This is a genomic window from Pseudomonas syringae, assembly GCF_021606685.1.
Classification (GTDB): Bacteria; Pseudomonadota; Gammaproteobacteria; order Pseudomonadales; family Pseudomonadaceae; genus Aquipseudomonas; species Aquipseudomonas syringae_R.
The window spans coordinates 1-18,613 of the sequence record NZ_WKCB01000017.1 but is presented as its reverse complement, the minus strand read 5'-3'; the positions used below and the strand labels follow the sequence as shown (position 1 = coordinate 18,613).

Below are 18,613 nucleotides of genomic sequence, written 5' to 3'. Positions count from 1 at the left end.
CGCAATAACCGTGTGGGAGCGGGCTTGCTCGCGAAGGCGGTGTGTCAGCCAACACATTCACAGCTGATCTACCGCTTTCGCGAGCAAGCCCGCTCCCACATGAGGAGGGTGTCAGCCTGCGGGAATGGCGGCGGTTTCAGGGTAGACGGATTGCCACCCGCCGCCGAGGGCTTTGTATAGCCCCACCATGGCCAACGACACACCGGTCGAGCTTTCCACCCACTGCTCTTGCGTGGCCAGCAGCGCGCTTTGCACGGTGAGCACATTGACGAAATCCACCACGCCTTCAACGTACTGGTGCTGCGCGGTGGTCAGGGCGATCTGGTTCTGGCGCACGGCTTCGGCGAGGCTGTCGCGGCGCAGTTGGCTGGCGTTGTAGCGGGTCAACTGGTCATCGATTTCATGCCAGGCGCGCAGCACGGTTTGCTGGTAGGCCAGCGCCGCCTCCTGTTGCTGGGCTTCGCGCAGGTTCAACATGCCTTGCAAGCGCCCACCGTTGAACAGCGGCAAACTGAACTGCGGGCCAAAAGCAAAGGCGCGGGAGCCCCAGGAGCCGAAATCCGACAGCTGCATGGCCTGGGAACCGAGGCTGCCCGACAAGGTGATGCGCGGGTAGAAATCAGCCTTGGCCACGCCGATGCTGGCGGTAGCGGCGTGCAAACGGGCTTCGGCCTGGCGGATATCCGGGCGGCGCTCAGCCAGCTCCGACGGCAAGCCGATGGCGACCTGGCGTTGGGTCTGCGGTACGGCGGCGTCATTGGACAGTTGCGCGTGCAAGGCTTGCGGCGGCTCGCCCATCAGCAAGCTCAGGGCGTTGATCAACTGGTCCTGGCGCTGTTGCAGATCCGGCAGGCGCGCTTCGATGGCGGCGACCTGGGCGGCGGCTTCGGCCACGTCCAGGTCGGTGGCTACGCCGTCGCCCAGGCGCAGCTGCGAGAGCTTGAGGCTGTGGCGCGCGACGTCGAGGTTTTGCTCGGTGACGGCACGGGTGTTTTGCACGCCGCGCAGTTGGATGTAGTCCTGGGCGGTTTCAGCGAGCACCGACAGCAGCACGGCGCGGCGGTCGTTTTCGGCTACTTGCAGGGTGGCGTCGGCGGCTTCGGTTTCGCGTTTGACGCGGCCCCAGAAGTCCAGCTCCCAGGACGCTGAGAACCCCGCGTCCCACTGGTTGAACGCCGCACGGCCGTTGTTGCCGGACGGGTCGCTCAAGCCTTTGGCGCTGTTGCGTTGGCGCGCGTAATCGCCGGTTGCGTTGACGGTCGGGTAGCGCTCGGCGGTGGTCACCTGGCGCACGGCGCGGCTTTGCTCCAGGCGGCTGCTGGCCAGTTTCAGGTCAAGGTTATCGGTGAGGGCACGTCGTGTGAGCGCCGAGAGTTGCTCATCGTGAAACACATCCCACCAGCGCTCCTGCAAAGGGTCGGTGACGGCGCGGCTGGCGGCCTGACGACCCTGGGGCTCGCTCCATTGATTAACTTGCGGGCCTTGGGGCCGCTGGAAATCCGGGCCGACGGTGCAGGCGCTCAGGCTGATCAGGCTCAAGGTGAGCCAGGCAAAATGTCTCATTGCTGGGCCACCTCACGCGGCTGCGCGACCGGCTGGGTATCGACGCTGGCTTCCACCGACATGCCCACCCGCAGGCGTTCGGTCAGTGGCTGGTTAGGCTCCAGCACAATCTTCACCGGAATGCGCTGCACCACCTTGGTGAAGTTGCCGGTGGCGTTATCGGGCTTGACCGAAGCGAAGGTCACCCCGGTGGCAGGCGCGAGGCTTTCCAGGTGGCCGTTGAGCAGTTCGCCGTCGAGGCTGTCGACCCGCACCTGCACGGCCTGACCGGCGTGCATATGGGAGAGTTGGGTTTCCTGGAAGTTGGCCACCACATAGGCCTGCGCCAGCGGCACTACGGCGAGGATCTTGCTGCCCGGCGTCACATAAGCGCCGACCCGCACCGCACGCTCACCGACCATGCCATCCACCGGTGCGACAATGCGCGTGTAAGACAGCTGATAGCTGGCCAATTCCAACGCAGCCTGGGCGCGCTTGAGCCCGCCCTGCGCCGCATCACGCTGGGCACTGAGGATTTCCACCTGCTTGCGCTCGGCAGCCAGCACAGCCGTGGCATTGGCCAGGCGCGCGGTGGCCTGGTCGATGCGGGTCTTGGCTTGCTGGGCGTTCTGCACAGTGCCCGCACCAACGCCGGCGAGGTGGTTGTAGCGGTTCAGTTCGTGTTCGGCAAAGGCCACTTCGGCACGGTCTGCCGCCACAGTGGCCTGGGCTTGGGCGATCACCGAGCTTTGGCGCTCGAGGGTCGCGGTGGCGTTTTTCAGCTGGGCCTGGGCCACCAACGTGTCGGCATCGGCGGCCTCGGCGGCGGCGCGAAAATCCCGATCGTCGATCAGCGCCAGCAGTTGGCCGGCCTTGACCCGCTGGTTGTCTTCCACCAGCACTTCCTTGATAAACCCTGCCACTCGCGGCGCGACCAGAGTGAAGTCGGCGGCGACGAAGGCATCGTTGGTGCTCTGGCGCTTGCTGCCCAACAGGCCCGGCGCGACCAGGTACACCAGCACGCCAACGGCAAACACGGTGATGACGGAGACGGCGATTTTGTCTTTGCGTTTCATGAGAAGTCCTTGGGGCTAGGTCGGTGCGCGAGGCGGAAAGATCCGCGTGGGCATCCAGAAAATCAGCAGGATCAACGCCACCGCGACACCGGCCATGACGTAATAAAGATCCGAAGAAGTCAGCACCACGGCTTGCTCGTGCAGGCGGTGGGCGAGGCCCGGCGCGTCGCCGTCGGCGAGGGGCGAATTGCCCAGACGGTCCACCAGCATGGTCGAGTGAAAGTGCAGGCGCTGGGTGGTCAGCGCATCCAGCACGCCGGTGGCGACCACGGCGGCCAGGCCTTTGACCGTGTTGAACCAGGCCGAGGCAAACGGCCCTTCGATGGGTTGAATGCTGCCGGTGGACAGCATCAGCAGCGGCAACACCGCCATCGGCTGGCCGAAAATCTGCAGCAGGTACCAGCCATAAAAATCATCGCGAATCCACGCCGAGGTCAGGTGCGAACTGCCGATGCAGCAGAGCACCAAAAGGCTCAGGCCGATGCCCAGCACCCAGCGGCAATCGACCCAGCGCAGGTTGCACAACGCCGCCACCAAGGGCAGCGCGATCAACTGCGGCAACGCCATCAGCAGCATCACCGGCGCCGTTTGCAGCGGCCGGTAGCCCTGGACCTGGGCGAGGAAACTCGACGGAATGATGATCACCGAGGTCAGCACCATCAACACCCCCGCCAGCACGATCAGGGCAAAGGCCAGGTTGCGCAGGCCGAGCATCTGCAACTTGAAAAACGGCAGCGGGTGCGACCATTCATTGACCATGAACAGCACCAGCAACACGCTGCCGCCACTCAGCAGGAAGGTGATCAGGCCGGACTCGAACCAGTCCAGGCGATTGCCTTGCAGAATGCCGATCACCAGCATGCAGATCGCCGGGAAACCCAGCAGCAGGCCACGCCAGTTGAACTGCTTGAAGCGCTCCAGGCGCAGCGGGTCTTGTGGCAAGCCGTAGGCCACGGCGGCCATGGCCAGCAAACACGGCCCCACGATCTGCCAGAACGCCCACTGCCAGCCGACGTATTCGGTCCACAGCGCCGCCAGCGGCGTGCCGAGGCTCGGGCCGAAGGTGGCGGTGAGCGCGTAGCCAGCCAGGCCATACAGCTTGACGTTGGCCGGCAGGAAGCGCAGCGCCACGGTCATCAGCATCGGCGGCAGCGCCCCGCCTGCCAAGCCCTGCACGGTGCGCAGCAACAGCAGGCTTTCGTAGTTCGGGGCAAACGGGCACAGAATGCCGAGCACCGTGAACAGGCCGATGGCGCACAGGGTGAAGCGGCGCAAGGAGAAGGTCACCGAACACCAGGGCGCGAAGGCCATGGCCGCCACGGACGTGGCGGTATAGGCAGCCACCAGCCAGGTGCCTTCGTCAAAGCCGATGTACAGCGCGCCACGGATGTCGGCGAGCGCCACCTTGGTGACCATCTCGTTGAGACCGGACACCAGCACCGCCAGCAACACACCGACCAGGCCGATAATGATGCGCGGGCCGAACACGGGAGGGGTCATCGCGACGGGTTTGGCTGCGGCCGCAAGCGTGGGGGCAGCGAGGGAAGTCATGAACGGGTAGCTCGGGATGGGAAATACCCGAGCAGTTTAATCAGGCACACACATGACAAAAAGTTACTTATCGGTAGTTTATAAGTGCGCCAGACGCAAACCCCAGTCCACCAGAAGTCAAATGTGGGAGGGGGCTTGCCCCCGATGGCGGTGGGTCAGTGACACATTTATCAACTGACACACCCTCATCGGGGGCAAGCCCCCTCCCACATTTTGGTCCTGTATGACCTGGGAATCAGGTCGGCTGGGCTTCCAGCCAGGTGGCATGGCAACTCTCGCGCATGGTTTCGCGCAGCCACTTGTGCGCCGGGTCTTTGTCGAAGCGCGGGTGCCAGGATTGGGCCAACACCAGGGTTGGCAGCGAGATCGGCAGGGCAAACGCGCGCAATGGCAGCTTGAGGCGTTTGGCGCTGTAGAGCGCCTCTTTGGGCACCGGCAGAATCAAGTCGGAATCGGGCAGCATAAACATCGCGCCGTGAAAGCCCGGCGCGATCATCGCCACGCGGCGCTCGAGGCCCTGGGCATTCAGCGCGGTGTCGATCGGCCCCCGGGCAATGCCGCGCCGCGAGATGCTGATATGGGAATAGCTGGCAAACCGCGCGGCGGTGATCTCTTCGTCGAACAACGGGTGGTCGTCCCGAGCAAGGCCCACGAAGTTGGTAGAGAACAGGTTCTGCACCTTCACCTCAGGGCTGGACGGCAGGGTGTTGCTCACGCGCAGATCCAGCCGCCCTTCGCGCAGCGCGTCGTCATCGGTGTCGGGTTCGGGTACGAAGCACAGCTCGCACAACGGCGCCACGCGTTCCAGGGTGTCGAACAAACGCCCACCATATACGCCGATAAAAAAGTCATTGGCACGCACGCTGAAGCGGCGGCGCAGGGTGCTCAAATCCACCTGGTCGGCCGAACGAAACAGCAGCGCGGCCTGTTCCACCACGTTGCGCACCTGGCCCTGCAACTGCAAAGCCTTGGGCGTCGGCACCAGGCCGCGACCGGCACGCACCAGGATCGGGTCGCCCACGGCCTCGCGAATACGCGTGAGAGTGCGGCTCATGGCCGCCGGGCTGAGGTTCATGCGCCGCGCGGCACCGACCACACTGCCCTCGTCGAGCAGAGCGTCGAGGGCGACCAGCAGGTTCATGTCCGGTAGTTGCATGCCAAGCACTCGTGATAAATGAAGAGTGAACTGGGCGCAATCCTAGCAGGGATAAGGCAATTAGCGCTGCATGCCCCAACGCTTCACGGTCAACCGTTCGAAGGTGTCAAACACCAGGTTCTCCACCAGCAAGCCGATCAGGATCACGACGGCCAACCCGGCAAACACCTTGTCGGTGTACAGCTCGTTGCGGTTCTGGAAGATGTACCAACCCAACCCGCCTTTGCCGCTGGTGGCGCCGAAGACCAATTCGGCGGCGATCAGGGTGCGCCAGGCGAAGGCCCAACCGATTTTCAGGCCAGCGAGGATCGACGGCAACGCGGCCGGAATCAGGATGAACAACACAAACCGCATGCCCTTGAGGCCATAGTTGCGGCCGGCCATGCGCAGGGTCTCGGACACCCCGAGAAAGCCGGAATAGGTGTTCAGCGCCAAGGCCCACAACACCGAATGCACCAGCACGAAGATCAGGCTGTTCTGGCCCAGGCCGAACCACAACAGCGCCAGCGGCAGCAACGCAATCGCCGGCAATGGGTTGAACATCGACGTCAGGGTGCTCAGCAAGTCGCGGCCCAACTGGGTCGACACCGCCAGGGTGGTCAGGGCAAACGCCAGCACAATGCCGATCAGGTACCCCTTGATGAGCACCGCCAGCGAGATGCTGACTTTGCTGAGCAACTCGCCACTGAGCAGGCCGTCGTACAGCGCGACAGACGTCTGCAAAAAGCTCGGCAGCAGCAGGTCATTGTTCTGATAACGCGCGACCGCTTCCCAGAGGATGGCGAGCACGATCAGGATCAAGCCCTTGCGCAGCCAGCCTTGTTGCCACAGGCGTTGGCGCAGCGGCAGCTCGCGTTCCACGGGGACGCTGAGCAGTGGTTCGAGGGTGATTTCGTATTCCTGGCGCATGGGTTGTCCCTTCAGTAAGCGATGCGGATATCGGCGAAACCCAACTCACGTTCGGCTTCTTGCGCCTCGTCGAACAGCAGGCGATGAATCCGCCGCGCCGACGCCTGGAACTCCACACCGCCCAGGCTGTGCAGATCGTATTGATGGCTGTGGATCTCCGCGCGTACACGCCCCGGGTGCGGCGACAGCAACAGAATGCGATTGCCCACCACCAGCGCCTCTTCGATGGAGTGGGTGACGAACAGCAGCGTGAAGCGCACCTCTTCCCAGAGCAGCAGCAACTCCTCCTGCATCTTGCGCCGGGTGAGGGCATCGAGGGCTGCGAAGGGCTCGTCCATCAACAGGATTTTCGGCTGCATGGCCAGGGCGCGAGCAATGGCAACGCGGGCTTTCATGCCGCCGGAAAGGGTATGGGGGTAAGCATCGGCAAAGGCACTCAGGCCGACTTTTTCCAGGTAGTGCAGCGCACGTTCTTCGGCTTCCGCGCGCTTGAGGGTTTTTGACGCCAGCAGCGGGAACATCACGTTCTGTTTGACGGTTTTCCACGGCGGCAGTTGGTCGAATTCCTGGAACACCACGATACGGTCCGGGCCCGGTTGTTCGACCTTCTGGCCTAACAGGCGAATCTCGCCCTCGCAGGGTTTGATAAACCCGGCGATGGACTTGAGCAGTGTGGATTTGCCGCAACCCGAAGGGCCGAGCAGCACGTAACGATCGGCCGGGTCGATCTCGAAACTGACCTGGTGGGTGGCCCGCACCACGCGCTCGGGGGTGCGGTATTCCAGGCTGACCTTATCCACCGCCAGCAACGGCAAGGGGGTGTGCAGGTTGCTGGCCGTGTGGCCTTGCAAAGGCGCGTTCATCTCAACTTCCTTGCAGGGGCTTGGCGTCCTGGAAGAAGTAGTCCTTCCACGATTCAGGCTTGTTCTTGATGGCACCGACGCGGTAGAGGAATTCCGCCAGCGGGTAGGTATTTTTCGGCGTAACGCTGAATTCAAACTGCGGGTTATCGATGATTTTCAGCAGCTCGGCGCGGTCAATCTTGGCCTTGGTGACGCGGATGTACGTGTCGGCCGCAGCGCCTTTGTCGTTCTGGGCGAACTGCGCGGCTTCGGTCAACGCTTCCACGAAGGCCTTGTAGGTTTTAGGGTTGTCGTTGCGGAATTTCTCGGTGGCGAACAGTACGGTCGGCGAGTTCGGGCCAAGCAGGTCGTAGGTGTTGAGCACCACATGCACGTTAGGGTTGGCGAGGGCCTGGTCCTGGAACGGCGGGTTGGAAAAGTGCCCGGTCAGCTCGGTGCCGCCAGCGATCAGCGCAGCCGTGGCGTCAGGGTGCGGGACGGCGACGGTGTATTTGTCGAGGCGATTGAATTCCTTGTCGCCCCACTGTTTGGCGGCGGCGTATTGCAGGAAGCGCGACTGTACCGACACGCCTACCGCCGGCACGGCGATACGGTCTTTTTCAGTGAAGTCGGCAATGGTCTTGACCTTGGGGTTGTTGCTCACCAGGTAGTACGGGAAGTTACCCAGTGACGCCACGGCCTTGACGTTCTGCTTGCCGTGGGTGCGGTCCCAAATGGTCAGCAGCGGGCCGACACCGGCACCGGCAATGTCGATGGAGCCGGAGAGCAGCGCGTCGTTGACCGCCGCACCGCCGGACAGTTGGGTCCAATCGACTTTGATATCGATGCCTTCCTGCTTGCCGTATTTCTCGATCAGGTTCTGGTCGCGCACCACGTTAAGCAACAGGTAGACAATGCCGAACTGTTCAGCGATGCGGATCTCGCCTTCGGCCTGCGCTGCCGCCGGGGCCACGAGGCTGCCCGCCAGCAAGCTGACACCCAGCCCGAGGGTCGCGGCGAGCCGCGCAAATGGAAGTTTCCTGGACATGGTCATGCTCCGAATCAGAAAGGCGCGTCGCCCTGGATGGTGGTGCGAAACAGCTTGCGGCGCAGGTGGCTGGGGCAACCGGCGGCCAGGTGGATCAGCGAGCGGTTGTCCCAGAACACCAGGTCGTGGGGCTGCCATTGGTGGCGATAAATGTTGTGCGGCAACACGCTGTGGGCGTAGAGCTGGGCCAGCAGGTCACGGCTTTCGTCTTCCGGCAGGCCAACGATGCGCGTGGTGAAACCTTCACTGACGAACAGCGCCTTGCGGCCGTTCTCAGGGTGGGTACGCACAATGGGGTGCACCACTTCGGCCACTTGGGCCAGTTGCTCCGGCGTCAGGGTTGGGCGCCAGTTGCCTTCGAATTTGGTTTCGCTGTAGCGCGCGGTATAGGAGTGCGCGGCACTGCGGCCCTCTACCGCTTTGCGCAGGTGCTCGGGCAACTGGTCCCAGGCTTTGTGCATGTCGGCGAACAAGGTGTCGCCGCCTTCGGAGGGCAGTTCCTGGGCGTGAAGCATGGAACCCAGGCTGGGTAGCTCTTTATAGGACAGGTCCGAATGCCAGAACTTGCCGGCGTCCCCCAGGCCGATGGATTGGCCATCTTCTATGATGTTGGAGACGATCAGGATTTCCGGGTGGTTGGCCAGCAGGAACTGCTTGAGTACATGGATCTGCAGCACGCCGAAGCGGCGGCTGAAGGCGATCTGTTGTTGGGGGGTGATGCGTTGATCACGGAACACCACGACGTGATGGTCCAGGTGCGCGCGGTGGATGCGCGCGAAATCCTCGTCGTTGACCGGCAGGGACAAGTCCAGGCCAATGATCTCGGCGCCAACACTGCCGGGCAGTGGACGAATCTCGAACGCTTGAGCGGTAGGGGTCGCTGTTGGAACAGTAGAGGTGGCGGACATGAGGTCACTCCCGGTCAGACAGGAGAGTGACTTTATAGGTATAAGAACGGCATTTTAAATACCGTTAGTGAATATCGATAGAAAGGAATGTACCGATCGCGTAAGACGCGATAATAGCCAGCTGTCGGCGCGCGGAGCGCCTTGTTGAAACGCTTACAAGCCGAAACCGTGCCCGTTTGACAAGCTTATGAGCAGTCTCTAGTGTTCATTGGATCCAATTAGCCACCTATCCTAATCAAGGAGGATAGCGTAACCGTGACGCAGAAGCCGAACCCTTTGAACAGCATCAAGATCAGCGGTCCCATCCCGGCTCATCTCGCTCGCTCCGTAATTGAAGAAACCTTGCGCAACGCCATCCTGGATGGGCGATTACCTTGCGGTACCGCCATGCGCCAGCAGGAGCTGGCCAGCCTGTTCGGGGTCAGTCGCATGCCGGTGCGCGAAGCCTTGCGCCAACTGGAAGCCCAGTCACTGCTGCATGTAGTGACGCACAAGGGGGCGGTGGTGGCGCCGTTGATCGAGGATAACTCGGCCGAAACCTATGCCCTGCGCATGCTGCTGGAGTCGGAAGCCTTGCGCTTGTCGATTCCTTTGCTCACCCCTGCGGATATCGCTGAGGCCGACGCCGTCATCTGTGCCCTGGAGAAGGAAAAAGACTACACCGAGATTGGCCGCCTCAACCGTCTTTTCCACATGGCCCTCTATGGCAAGGCTCCCAACCAGCGGCTGCTCAAGTTGGTTGAACACGGCTTAAATGAGGAGGAGCGCTTTCTACGCTTCAATCTTGAAGCAATGGGGCTGGGTGAGACGTCTCAGGAAGACCACCGTGAATTGCTGAACCTCGTGGCGCAGAAGAAAACCGAGGAAAGCATCCTGACGCTGCGTAACCACTTGATGCGCGGGATGGAAGTGATCACCACCTACCTCAATGGTCTGGAGGCCGCCGGCAAGTAAGTCACACCAATAGCTCTTTCTACTGTATTTCCACATTCCGCAGGCCCTTGCTCTTCGTGCAGGGGCTCGCACACAAGAAACTTCCCACCTCTAACTAAGCAACTTTCTGACATCCAATATTATTTGGAAAAACATCTAACACTTTTATATGCCCGTCTGATTGTTTAACCAGCTTATTATCTTTTATTACTAAACCAGACACTTTATTCGTCGGCGCCCTCACCTATGTGAGCGGCACTGCGCGCCGGGTTTGGTTTACACACACGTACTTCTTCTGCCGAATTCAAAAAAAGCCCATCGCTGTTTGTACAGCAGACGCAACAACTTATAGGCATCAACCATGCACCAACCGTTACTTGAAAAAACAAAACTGCACTTATGCAGCCATCCGTTATTTGATGAAATAACTTCTCTTCGCAAGTTACAACTTTTTATGGAGAGCCATGTCTTCGCTGTTTGGGATTTCATGACACTCGCCAAGCGCCTTCAACAGGACCTTACGTGCACCCGTCTGCCCTGGCTGCCGCCCGTCGACCCTCAGGCCGCGCGGCTGATCAATGAGATCGTGCTGGGCGAAGAATCAGACAGGCATCCACGCCAAGGCCATTGCAGCCATTTCGAGTTGTACCTGGAAGCCATGGCCGAAGTTGGCGCCCGTACCTCGGCAATCAACCACTTTGTGGCGCTGCTGCGCGAGGGCCAGGAGGCAAACGCGGCCTTGCGCGAGGTTGACCCTCCACCCGGCGTGGCCCGCTTCGTCAGCGCCACGCTGCACAGTGCGTTGAACGCGCCCACCCACTGTGTGGCGGCGGCGTTTGTGCACGGTCGCGAATGCGTGCTTCCGGCGATGTTCCAACGCATCCTGCAGGTCGACAAGGTCATCCATGAGCAGGCGCCTACCTTGTTCGGCTATCTCAAGCGCCACATCGAACTGGACACCCAGGATCACGGCCCCGCAGCGCAGCAATTGCTCGAACGCCTGGTCAACGTAAATCCAGCGTTCGCGCAGCAGGCAAACGCCGCCGCCGTTGCCGCCGTTGAAAGCCGCATAACGTTCTGGGATGAGGTGCGGGCCTCGCTGCAAGAGGTGCACCCATGAACATCGCCGACTACCTCCCGATTGCTGACGACTGGGAGCAGCGCGCAACCGTTCGCACGCGCCCTCGCCGCTTGTTGGAAAACGACGACAAGGTGATCTACCCGCTGTGCCGCCAACCCCTGGTACTCAGTGCGACCTTTGTTGAGCACTGCCCGCAGTGGCGCGACTTCGTGCTGACGCAAAGCTTCTATAAATTCATCAACGACGTGGTGATTTTCGAAACCGAAATCGTCGACAGGACTGCACGCAGCATTGCCAAGAATCGCTTCTCGGTGCCCTTCCCGCTGATCTGCCGCGTGGATGCGATGACGGTGGTGGTGGACGAGGACTACCACGCATTGGTCGCGCTCGACTTCCTGCAACAAACCGTGGCAATGACCGGCATACAACCGCTGAACCTGCCCGAACAGATCGAGTTGAGCCGCGCGGTGCCGGCAGCCCAGGCCTTGGCCCCCGCGCACTTGCGCGACGCAGTCGAACTGATTGGCGTGGCCATCGCTGAAAATACCGTGACCCACGAGGTGGCGGCGTTTGCCAAGGACAACAGCGTCAAAGCCTCGGTGCGTGGCCTGATGGCCGACCACCTGTTTGACGAAGGCCGCCATGCGCAATTCTGGACGCGCCTGGTGCGCCTGTATTGGCACGCCGCAAGCCCGGATGATCGCGACAGCATCGCCCAGGTGCTGCCGACGTTTCTGGCGCACTACCTGACCAACGACCTGCAGAAGCGCTTCGATCTGCAGCTGATCGAGCACCTCGACATCGACCACGCCGTGCGCAGCGCATTGCGCGATGAAGTCATGGCGCTGGCGTTCCCCATCACCCGCCAGCATCCGTTGATGGGCAACATCGCAGGCTTCCTGCAACACAGCGGCCTGCTGCAAACGCCCAGTGTGGTGCAGGCACTCCACGGTTATCTGCCCGTGTCGGGGAGGCCGGCATGAGGCGCCTCAAAATCGGCTGGAGCGGTGCCGGCAGTGCCCTGGGCGCCATCAGGCAGGCAGTGGAAGAGTACGGGCACCTCTCGTGTGAGGAAGCCATCGATCTGCTGATTGAAGACGGCAGTCAGCCGCTGGCCGCCAACGTGGACCACCCTGCACGGTTAAGCCTGCGTGTGGGTATCGGCCCGGTCACCGACTGCGGCCTGCCCGCGCTGCAACTGCGCGCCTACGAAGGTCGCGGACGGTTATTGGCGGTACTGGACATCGCCGATGAGCCCAGTGGCAACGGCCAGCGCCTGCGACGGCAGGTCACGCGGGCGCTGGTCGAATGGGCCGCCCTGCACGTCAGTGGCTTCTCGCGGGACGCTGGGTATTTCGCTATGCGCGCCTGCGCCAACGAATGGCCCGAACAAGGCTTGCAAGCGCTTGAAGCGCTGGCGTTCGAACATCGATTCAATCGCACCGCACACCCCGCACTGTTGCAGGAAGCTCGGGTGCCGGTGATCGAACGGCTGCAAGTCAGCCTTCACACCTTCGCCGAACGGCCAGCACTGAACATCGCCGGCCGCCAGGTGAGCTACGGTCAACTGCAGGCCTACGCCGTGGCAATCCAACAACGGTTGCACCCTCTGCTGAAGGCGTTTGAAACGCCAGCGGTGATCGGTGTACAGCTGGATAAATCCGTCGAGCTCTACGCCAGCATTCTAGCGGTGCTGGGCTGCGGGGCGGTGTACCTGCCGTTGGGGTCGGAGCATCCTCCTCAACGCCATCAGGTGATGCTCGAAGGCGCCGGGGCTCGCGTATTGCTGGATGCGGGCCAGTGCCCATGGCGCGATCACTACATCTCACTGGATGTCAGCACGGTCGACCCTGTGGGTGCCAACATCACGTCCCCGCTCATGCGACAACGCCCCGAGCCGGATGCGCCCTGTATGACGCTCTATACCTCCGGCACCACCGGCCAGCCCAAGGGCGTGATGCTGAGCCAAGGCAACCTCGCGCACTTCACGGCGTGGTATCGGGCGTGTATGGGCGTGGATGAGCAGAGCCGTGTGCTGCAGTTTTCGCCATTGAGTTTCGACTCGTCGCTGATCGATATTTTCCCTGCATTGATAGCGGGCGCCGAGCTGATCGTACCCAGTGAAGAGCAACGCCGCGACCCTCGGCAACTGCTGGAACTGCTGCACCGCCAACGCGTCACCCACGCCTTCGTGCCACCCGCCCTGCTCAGCATCCTGCCGCTCGATCAGCCGCTGGGCCTGAAACACCTGATGACGGGGGGCGATGCCTGCGAGCCGCATGTGATCGAACGACTGGCAGGGCAGTGTCAATTCCATAAGCTCTACGGCCCCACGGAGGCTACGGTGTTGGTCACCCACCGGACGTTGCACCCCACTGACAGCAATCGCAACCTTGGCCGGCCCATCGCCAACAGCCAGGTGCTGATCCTTGATGATGCTCTGCAACCGGTGGATGAACAGGTGATGGGCGAGCTCTACATCCTCGGCCCCGGGGTAAGCCTGGGGTATGTGAACGCGCCGCAACAGGCCGCCAGCGCGTTCGTCGAACTGATCGTACCAGGCAGCCAGAACCTGCGCGCTTACCGCAGTGGAGACCTGGCCAAGTGGACGGCTGAAGGCATCGTGCTGGGCGGGCGGCGCGATGAACAGGTGAAGATCCGCGGCTTTCGCGTCGAGCCTCAGGAAATCGAGCAATGCTTGCGCAGCAGCCGGCTATACCGCCAAGTGGTGGTCATCGGCCGTGCCGGCGGTATCCTCTGCTTTGTCGCCCAGCCAGAGCCGCACGCCACACTGAGCGCTTTGCAGCAGCATGCCCGGCAGTGGCTGCCGGACTACATGCAACCCGGCTGCTGGAGCGTGTTACCCGGCATACCGCACTCCAGCAATGGCAAGGTGGACCGCGAAGCCCTGCTGGCATTACCGTCGCGGCCTGCCTTGCAGGCTTGCGTTAACGCGGCGCGCACACCGCTTCAAGTACGTCTGGCCCAGCTGTGGCGTGAACTGCTGGCGCTGCCCGTGGATGCGCTGTCTATCGATGAAGGCTTCTTCGACCTCGGCGGCCATTCGATTCTGCTGTCGACTCTGTTGCTGCGAGTGCGTGAGCAGTTCGGTCGCGGTTTCGCGTTGAGCCACTTTATCGAAGTACCCACGATCCGCACGCTTGCAACGCTGCTGGAGGACGGAGAACGACCGGATGCTGCCTACGCTCACGCCCTTAGGGATGCTCGACGGGAGTCGGCGATCAACACCCTGCCCAAGGACTGCGCGGGCGACCCCCGTAAGGTGATCGTGACGGGGGCCAACAGCTTTGTCGGCGTCCATATCGTCGAAGCGTTATTGGCCGCGGGTGCAACCGACGTGGCGTGCCTGGTGCGCGAACAACCGGGGCACACGGCGATGGCGCGCTTCAACCAGGCGTTGCGCGAATACCGTCTGGAACACCTCGACCTGAGCCGGGTACGGGTATTCGCCAGCGACATCAGCTTGCCAAAATTGGGTTTGACCAACGACGTGTACGACACGCTGGCCAAGGACTACGGGGTGCTGGTGCACAACGCGGCGCGGGTCAACCACGTGATGGAGTACGCCACACTGGCCAGGGACAATGTCGACCCGATACTCGAATGCCTGCGTCTGTGTGAAACCCACCGCAAGAAGGTCTTCAATTTTATCTCGACGCTGTCGGCCGCCAGCAGCATCGATCCGTCGGGGTATGTGCTTGAGACTCCTGCTGCTGCGACGTTGCCGCTGTACATCAAGAACGGTTACAACCTGTCCAAATGGGTTGCCGAGCAGCAGTTGGGGCGAGCGGTCGAGCGAGGCGCCTGGGTCAATATTCATCGCCCCGGGAACATCAGTTTCAACCGCCTCAACGGTGTTTGCCAGCCCAGGAAAAATCGCTTGATGCTGATGCTCAAGGGCTCGCTGCAGTTGGGTCTGCTGCCTCGTCTGGCGCTGAACTTCGACTTGATGCCGGTGGATTTCCTGGCGCGCTTCATCGCATTCCACTGCACCAGCTTTCACCCCGAGCGCAGCGTGTTCAACCTGCATAACCCGCAGCCTCTGAGTTGGGAGCACTACCTGGATGCATTCAGCCGGGCGGGCCACCCATTCGAGCGGGTGAGCGTTGCGCAATGGCAACAGGCCTTGCGCACGGTGAACCAGGACAACGCCTTGTTTGGCGTGCTCGGGTTTTACCTCGATCACCTGGATGAGGATATCGGCGATACCTCGAAGATTCGCCATGACAATGCTCGACGAGGCATTCAGCAAATGGGCGAGCACTACCCCGAAAAAGACGCAGCGTTGTTGAGCAAAGGCTGCAATTACCTCAAGACCATTGGCTTTCTGTGAAACGCCTCAGGACACCTCCCATGACCCCCCTGCAACCCGATACGTTAATCCGCAACCCGACCGGCCTGCCAATAGTGGCGTCCGTGGTGGTCGACTGCCCTGCCACTCGCCTGTGGAACATGGTCGGCCAATTCGCAGGCTTCGATGCGTTCATCCCGGCCCTGATGCGTATCGAAATGATTGGCAGCGGCGTGGGTGCTTTGCGCACGAAGTTTTTCCACGACGGCAACTGTGTAGGGAGCAGCTCAATAGCCGCGACGAGCACGCCATGCACATGACCTGGACCACGCTCTACAACACGCTCGGCGTGGCCAGGTTATGGGCAGCCATGCATGTGCAAGCGCTGGGCGCGCAGCGCTCCAAGGTGACCTGGACCATCATTGCCGAGCCCGTAGACACGGCGCAGGCAGGGTTTGAACAGTTTGTGCAGGACTTTGCCAACAGCGCACTGGAGAATGTACGCCGTCTGCTTGGCTAAACGGCAGGAGCGAGGCGGCTCGCTCCTGCCTGATCAGCCTGCGGGTCAGATCTTGAAGCTATCGACCAGTTGCTTCAACCGATTGGCCTGCTGCGACAGGGCATCGCAGTCTTTGAGGGTTTCATTCAGATTGGTCACGCCCTGCTGGTTCAGCAGGTTGATCTGGTTGATGTCCACGTTGAGGGTTTCGACCACAGCGGTCTGCTCCTCGGTGGCGGCGGCAACCGACTGGTTCATGCCGTCGATCTCGACGATCCGCTGCGTCACGCTGATCAGGCGCTCACCGGCCTGGTTGGCGACCTCTACGCTTTCTTCGCTGGAGGCCTGACTGGCATTCATGGTGGTCACCGCTTCACGCGAGCCCACTTGCAGCGAAGTGATCATTTTGTGGATTTCTTCAGCCGACTCCTGAGTACGGTGAGCCAGGTTGCGCACCTCATCAGCGACCACCGCAAAACCACGCCCGGCCTCACCCGCTCGGGCCGCTTCAATGGCTGCGTTAAGCGCCAACAAGTTGGTTTGCTGAGAGATGCCCTTGATCACATCAAGGATGTGGCCGATGTTGTCGGTGCTGGCATTCAGGGTTTCGATCTGGGTGCAGGAAAGGCTGATCTTCTGCGACAGTTCCGACATTGCCAGAATGGTTTGCTCCACCACCTTGCGCCCATCGTCAGCCTGCTCACTGGCACCGCTGGCGTGCTGCGAAGCGTCAGCGGCGTTACGTGCGATCTCCTGGGTGGCGGCCCCCAACTCATTGATCGCAGCCGCCACGCTGTTGGTGCGCGCGCTCTGCTCGTCAGAGCCGATAATCGAGGCGTTCGAAGAGGCCATCACGCGCTGGGACAGGTCATGTACCTGGCGGGTTGCCGACGACACTTCGGAAATAGAGGCGTGGATACGCTCCACGAACTGATTGAACGCGCTGCCGACTTCGCCGAATTCGTCTTTGCTGGTGACGGCCAAGCGACGGGTCAAGTCGCCTTCACCCTGGGCGATATCCTGCATCGCAACGCCCATGGTGGTCAGGGGGCGCAACAGTACTTGAATCAGCAAGCTCAACAGCACGGCAATCACGACCACCGCGATCAGCATGGCAATCAAGGCCGAAGTACGGAATTTCCCCAGCGGCGCGTAGGCTTTGTCTTTATCGATCGACAGACCGATATACCAGTCCGCACCTGGCAAGCCGCTGATAGGGGTGAACGACAAAATCCGATCCTGGCCATTGAGAACAACGTCCTGGCTCAGCTTCTCGATTCGCAGGTTGGTCCCTGGGTAGATGTCCTTGAGGTTTTTCATCACCTGGTCCTGATCCGGACTGACGATGACTTGGCCGTCGCCACTGACCAGGAACGCATGGCCGATACCACCGAAGTCCACCGAATTGATGATCTTCACCAAGGTCTGCAGGCTTAGGTCACCACCGACCACACCCAGCAGTTCACCGTTCTTTTTCACCGGCATCGCAATGGTTACGATCTGCCCGCCCACTGCAGCCATATAAGGCGGTGTGAGCATGGGTTTGTCAGCGGCCACTGCTTGCTTGTACCAGGGACGCTGGCGTGGGTCGTAGCCGTCGGGCATTTTCGCGTCCGGGCGCTGGGTGAATACGCCATTGGTTTGCCCAACATAAGTGAACTGGAAATTCGAGGTGAACGCTGCTTGGTCGACCAACCCCGGAAGGTCCGCACCGCTGCCCTGGTGGGCCATGTTTTGAGTGAGGCTTTCGAGCACCAGTATTCGACCACTGAGCCAGTTCTGCACACTGCTGGCGGTGAGCTCACCGGATTGCTGGATAGACGACTCCAGATTCTGCTTGATGGTGCTGCGCTGCAGGTAGTCGTTGTAGAGGGTGAATAACGCGAAGGCCAGGACAACAACGCCAGACGCGGCCAGCAGAATTTTATGACTGAACTTGAGATTCATTTCATCGACTTCTTTTTGCCAAAGGGGGGGTGAGCGTGCCGAAGGGAACATTCCATGTACGGGTATAGGCAGCGTCTCTGGCCGCTCTATTTCGGTGCACGCATGGCTCATCAGGCTTTCGGCCAATCCGAGGCAAAACTTAGGAAATTGTGAGATCTATCCTCGTTTTACGTAGGAAACCGACAAGTGGTTGTCGTACAAGGCCTGGAGTAGCACCCGCTGGCAACCCCTCATAAAGCAAGCGCCCTGGAGAACAATGCACAGGGCTGGAACGGCGGCAGGCACTGAAACGCCTTCTCAGCGAAGGCCGTCACTTCACGGCTACGATCTGCTATCAGTCAGGTTTGGATAGCGCTGAACAACGCAGCGGTGATTCAGGCATTGGGGTGTTTGGGCGTTCTCTTGCCCTACTTTCCTCTACTGGGCAGTAGAGGTTTGGCAAACCGACCCCTCGAAACGACAAAACCCCTGTCTGCGTTAGCAGACAGGGGTTTCGGAATTCAATCTTGACGATGACCTACTCTCACATGGGGAAACCCCACACTACCATCGGCGATGCATCGTTTCACTGCTGAGTTCGGGATGGGCTCAGGTGGTTCCAATGCTCTATGGTCGTCAAGAAATTCTGTGTACCGGACCGTTGCGCTAGCAACGTGCCGATGAAATTCATGGACTTCTACATAAACAAAACCCCTGTTTGCGTTAGCAAACAGGGGTTCTGGAATTTAATCTTGACGATGACCTACTCTCACATGGGGAAACCCCACACTACCATCGGCGATGCATCGTTTCACTGCTGAGTTCGGGAT

The 18,613-nt window shown here is 61.1% G+C and carries 13 protein-coding genes, 2 rRNA genes and 1 pseudogene; 5 read left to right on the top strand and 11 right to left on the bottom strand.

Annotation, left to right across the window (positions count from 1 at the left end; genetic code table 11):
* Window positions 1-111 precede the first annotated feature (111 nt).
* The 8 genes from GIW02_RS09440 to GIW02_RS09405 all read right to left on the bottom strand — a co-directional run bounded on the left by GIW02_RS09440 (window position 112) and on the right by GIW02_RS09405 (window position 9,032).
* The gene (locus GIW02_RS09440) at window positions 112-1,563 is read right to left on the bottom strand and encodes an efflux transporter outer membrane subunit (RefSeq protein ID WP_236411890.1); all 1,452 of its coding nucleotides are present in this window, start codon (window positions 1,561-1,563) and stop codon (window positions 112-114) included.
* On the bottom strand, window positions 1,560-2,618 hold the full coding sequence (locus GIW02_RS09435) for an HlyD family secretion protein (protein WP_236411888.1): 1,059 nt from the start codon (window positions 2,616-2,618) through the stop codon (window positions 1,560-1,562). Before GIW02_RS09435 ends, GIW02_RS09440 begins: the two co-directional genes overlap by 4 nt.
* 15 nt (window positions 2,619-2,633) lie before the next feature.
* Window positions 2,634-4,169: an MFS transporter gene (locus tag GIW02_RS09430; RefSeq protein WP_236411886.1), complete on the bottom strand. Its 1,536-nt coding sequence runs from the start codon at window positions 4,167-4,169 to the stop codon at window positions 2,634-2,636.
* Window positions 4,170-4,404: 235 nt separating this feature from the next.
* Window positions 4,405-5,325 carry a LysR family transcriptional regulator gene (locus tag GIW02_RS09425; protein ID WP_236411884.1) on the bottom strand — a complete coding sequence of 307 codons (921 nt, stop codon included), beginning with the start codon at window positions 5,323-5,325 and terminating at the stop codon, window positions 4,405-4,407.
* Window positions 5,326-5,385: 60 nt separating this feature from the next.
* Window positions 5,386-6,234: an ABC transporter permease gene (locus GIW02_RS09420; RefSeq protein WP_101265258.1), complete on the bottom strand. Its 849-nt coding sequence runs from the start codon at window positions 6,232-6,234 to the stop codon at window positions 5,386-5,388.
* Between the two features lie 11 nt (window positions 6,235-6,245).
* Window positions 6,246-7,097: an ABC transporter ATP-binding protein gene (locus GIW02_RS09415; RefSeq protein ID WP_236411882.1), complete on the bottom strand. Its 852-nt coding sequence runs from the start codon at window positions 7,095-7,097 to the stop codon at window positions 6,246-6,248.
* 1 nt (window position 7,098) lies between these two features.
* The gene (locus tag GIW02_RS09410) at window positions 7,099-8,124 is read right to left on the bottom strand and encodes an ABC transporter substrate-binding protein (RefSeq protein WP_236411880.1); all 1,026 of its coding nucleotides are present in this window, start codon (window positions 8,122-8,124) and stop codon (window positions 7,099-7,101) included.
* Window positions 8,125-8,138: 14 nt separating this feature from the next.
* Window positions 8,139-9,032: a TauD/TfdA dioxygenase family protein gene (locus GIW02_RS09405; protein ID WP_236411878.1), complete on the bottom strand. Its 894-nt coding sequence runs from the start codon at window positions 9,030-9,032 to the stop codon at window positions 8,139-8,141.
* A gap of 255 nt (window positions 9,033-9,287) precedes the next feature.
* On the opposite strand from GIW02_RS09405, the gene GIW02_RS09400 reads away from it, so the two are divergent.
* The 5 genes and pseudogenes from GIW02_RS09400 (at window position 9,288) to GIW02_RS09380 (ending at window position 15,878) form a co-directional block, all read left to right on the top strand.
* Complete coding sequence (locus GIW02_RS09400) at window positions 9,288-9,986, top strand: GntR family transcriptional regulator (RefSeq protein WP_236411876.1); 699 nt, start codon at window positions 9,288-9,290, stop codon at window positions 9,984-9,986.
* Between the two features lie 340 nt (window positions 9,987-10,326).
* On the top strand, window positions 10,327-11,085 hold the full coding sequence (locus tag GIW02_RS09395) for a DUF3050 domain-containing protein (RefSeq protein WP_236411874.1): 759 nt from the start codon (window positions 10,327-10,329) through the stop codon (window positions 11,083-11,085).
* Window positions 11,082-12,029, top strand: coding sequence for a diiron oxygenase (locus tag GIW02_RS09390; RefSeq protein ID WP_236411873.1), 948 nt, complete (start codon window positions 11,082-11,084; stop codon window positions 12,027-12,029). Before GIW02_RS09395 ends, GIW02_RS09390 begins: the two co-directional genes overlap by 4 nt.
* Complete coding sequence (locus GIW02_RS09385) at window positions 12,026-15,400, top strand: amino acid adenylation domain-containing protein (RefSeq protein ID WP_236411872.1); 3,375 nt, start codon at window positions 12,026-12,028, stop codon at window positions 15,398-15,400. The genes GIW02_RS09390 and GIW02_RS09385 overlap by 4 nt, the downstream gene beginning before the upstream one ends.
* Window positions 15,401-15,420: 20 nt before the next feature.
* Window positions 15,421-15,878: pseudogene (locus GIW02_RS09380) on the top strand (SRPBCC family protein).
* A 45-nt stretch (window positions 15,879-15,923) separates the two neighbouring features.
* Here GIW02_RS09380 and GIW02_RS09375 read toward each other — a convergent pair.
* The 3 genes from GIW02_RS09375 to rrf (GIW02_RS27225) all read right to left on the bottom strand — a co-directional run.
* A complete protein-coding gene (locus GIW02_RS09375; RefSeq protein WP_236411871.1) occupies window positions 15,924-17,804 on the bottom strand; it encodes a methyl-accepting chemotaxis protein in 1,881 nt (626 codons plus the stop codon).
* 504 nt (window positions 17,805-18,308) lie between these two features.
* Window positions 18,309-18,424 (bottom strand): 5S ribosomal RNA (rrf, locus tag GIW02_RS09370).
* Window positions 18,425-18,533: 109 nt separating this feature from the next.
* A 5S ribosomal RNA gene (gene rrf, locus GIW02_RS27225) occupies window positions 18,534-18,613 on the bottom strand; the annotation flags it as partial.

Bases quoted from the DNA above. Each gene is read 5' to 3' on its own strand.
- GIW02_RS09440 (WP_236411890.1), bottom strand. From the start codon at position 1,563: ATGAGACATTTTGCCTGGCTCACCTTGAGCCTGATCAGCCTGAGCGCC.
- GIW02_RS09435 (WP_236411888.1), bottom strand. From the start codon at position 2,618: ATGAAACGCAAAGACAAAATCGCCGTCTCCGTCATCACCGTGTTTGCC.
- GIW02_RS09430 (WP_236411886.1), bottom strand. From the start codon at position 4,169: ATGACTTCCCTCGCTGCCCCCACGCTTGCGGCCGCAGCCAAACCCGTC.
- GIW02_RS09425 (WP_236411884.1), bottom strand. From the start codon at position 5,325: ATGCAACTACCGGACATGAACCTGCTGGTCGCCCTCGACGCTCTGCTC.
- GIW02_RS09420 (WP_101265258.1), bottom strand. From the start codon at position 6,234: ATGCGCCAGGAATACGAAATCACCCTCGAACCACTGCTCAGCGTCCCC.
- GIW02_RS09415 (WP_236411882.1), bottom strand. From the start codon at position 7,097: ATGAACGCGCCTTTGCAAGGCCACACGGCCAGCAACCTGCACACCCCC.
- GIW02_RS09410 (WP_236411880.1), bottom strand. From the start codon at position 8,124: ATGTCCAGGAAACTTCCATTTGCGCGGCTCGCCGCGACCCTCGGGCTG.
- GIW02_RS09405 (WP_236411878.1), bottom strand. From the start codon at position 9,032: ATGTCCGCCACCTCTACTGTTCCAACAGCGACCCCTACCGCTCAAGCG.
- GIW02_RS09395 (WP_236411874.1), top strand. From the start codon at position 10,327: ATGCACCAACCGTTACTTGAAAAAACAAAACTGCACTTATGCAGCCAT.
- GIW02_RS09390 (WP_236411873.1), top strand. From the start codon at position 11,082: ATGAACATCGCCGACTACCTCCCGATTGCTGACGACTGGGAGCAGCGC.
- GIW02_RS09385 (WP_236411872.1), top strand. From the start codon at position 12,026: ATGAGGCGCCTCAAAATCGGCTGGAGCGGTGCCGGCAGTGCCCTGGGC.
- GIW02_RS09375 (WP_236411871.1), bottom strand. From the start codon at position 17,804: ATGAATCTCAAGTTCAGTCATAAAATTCTGCTGGCCGCGTCTGGCGTT.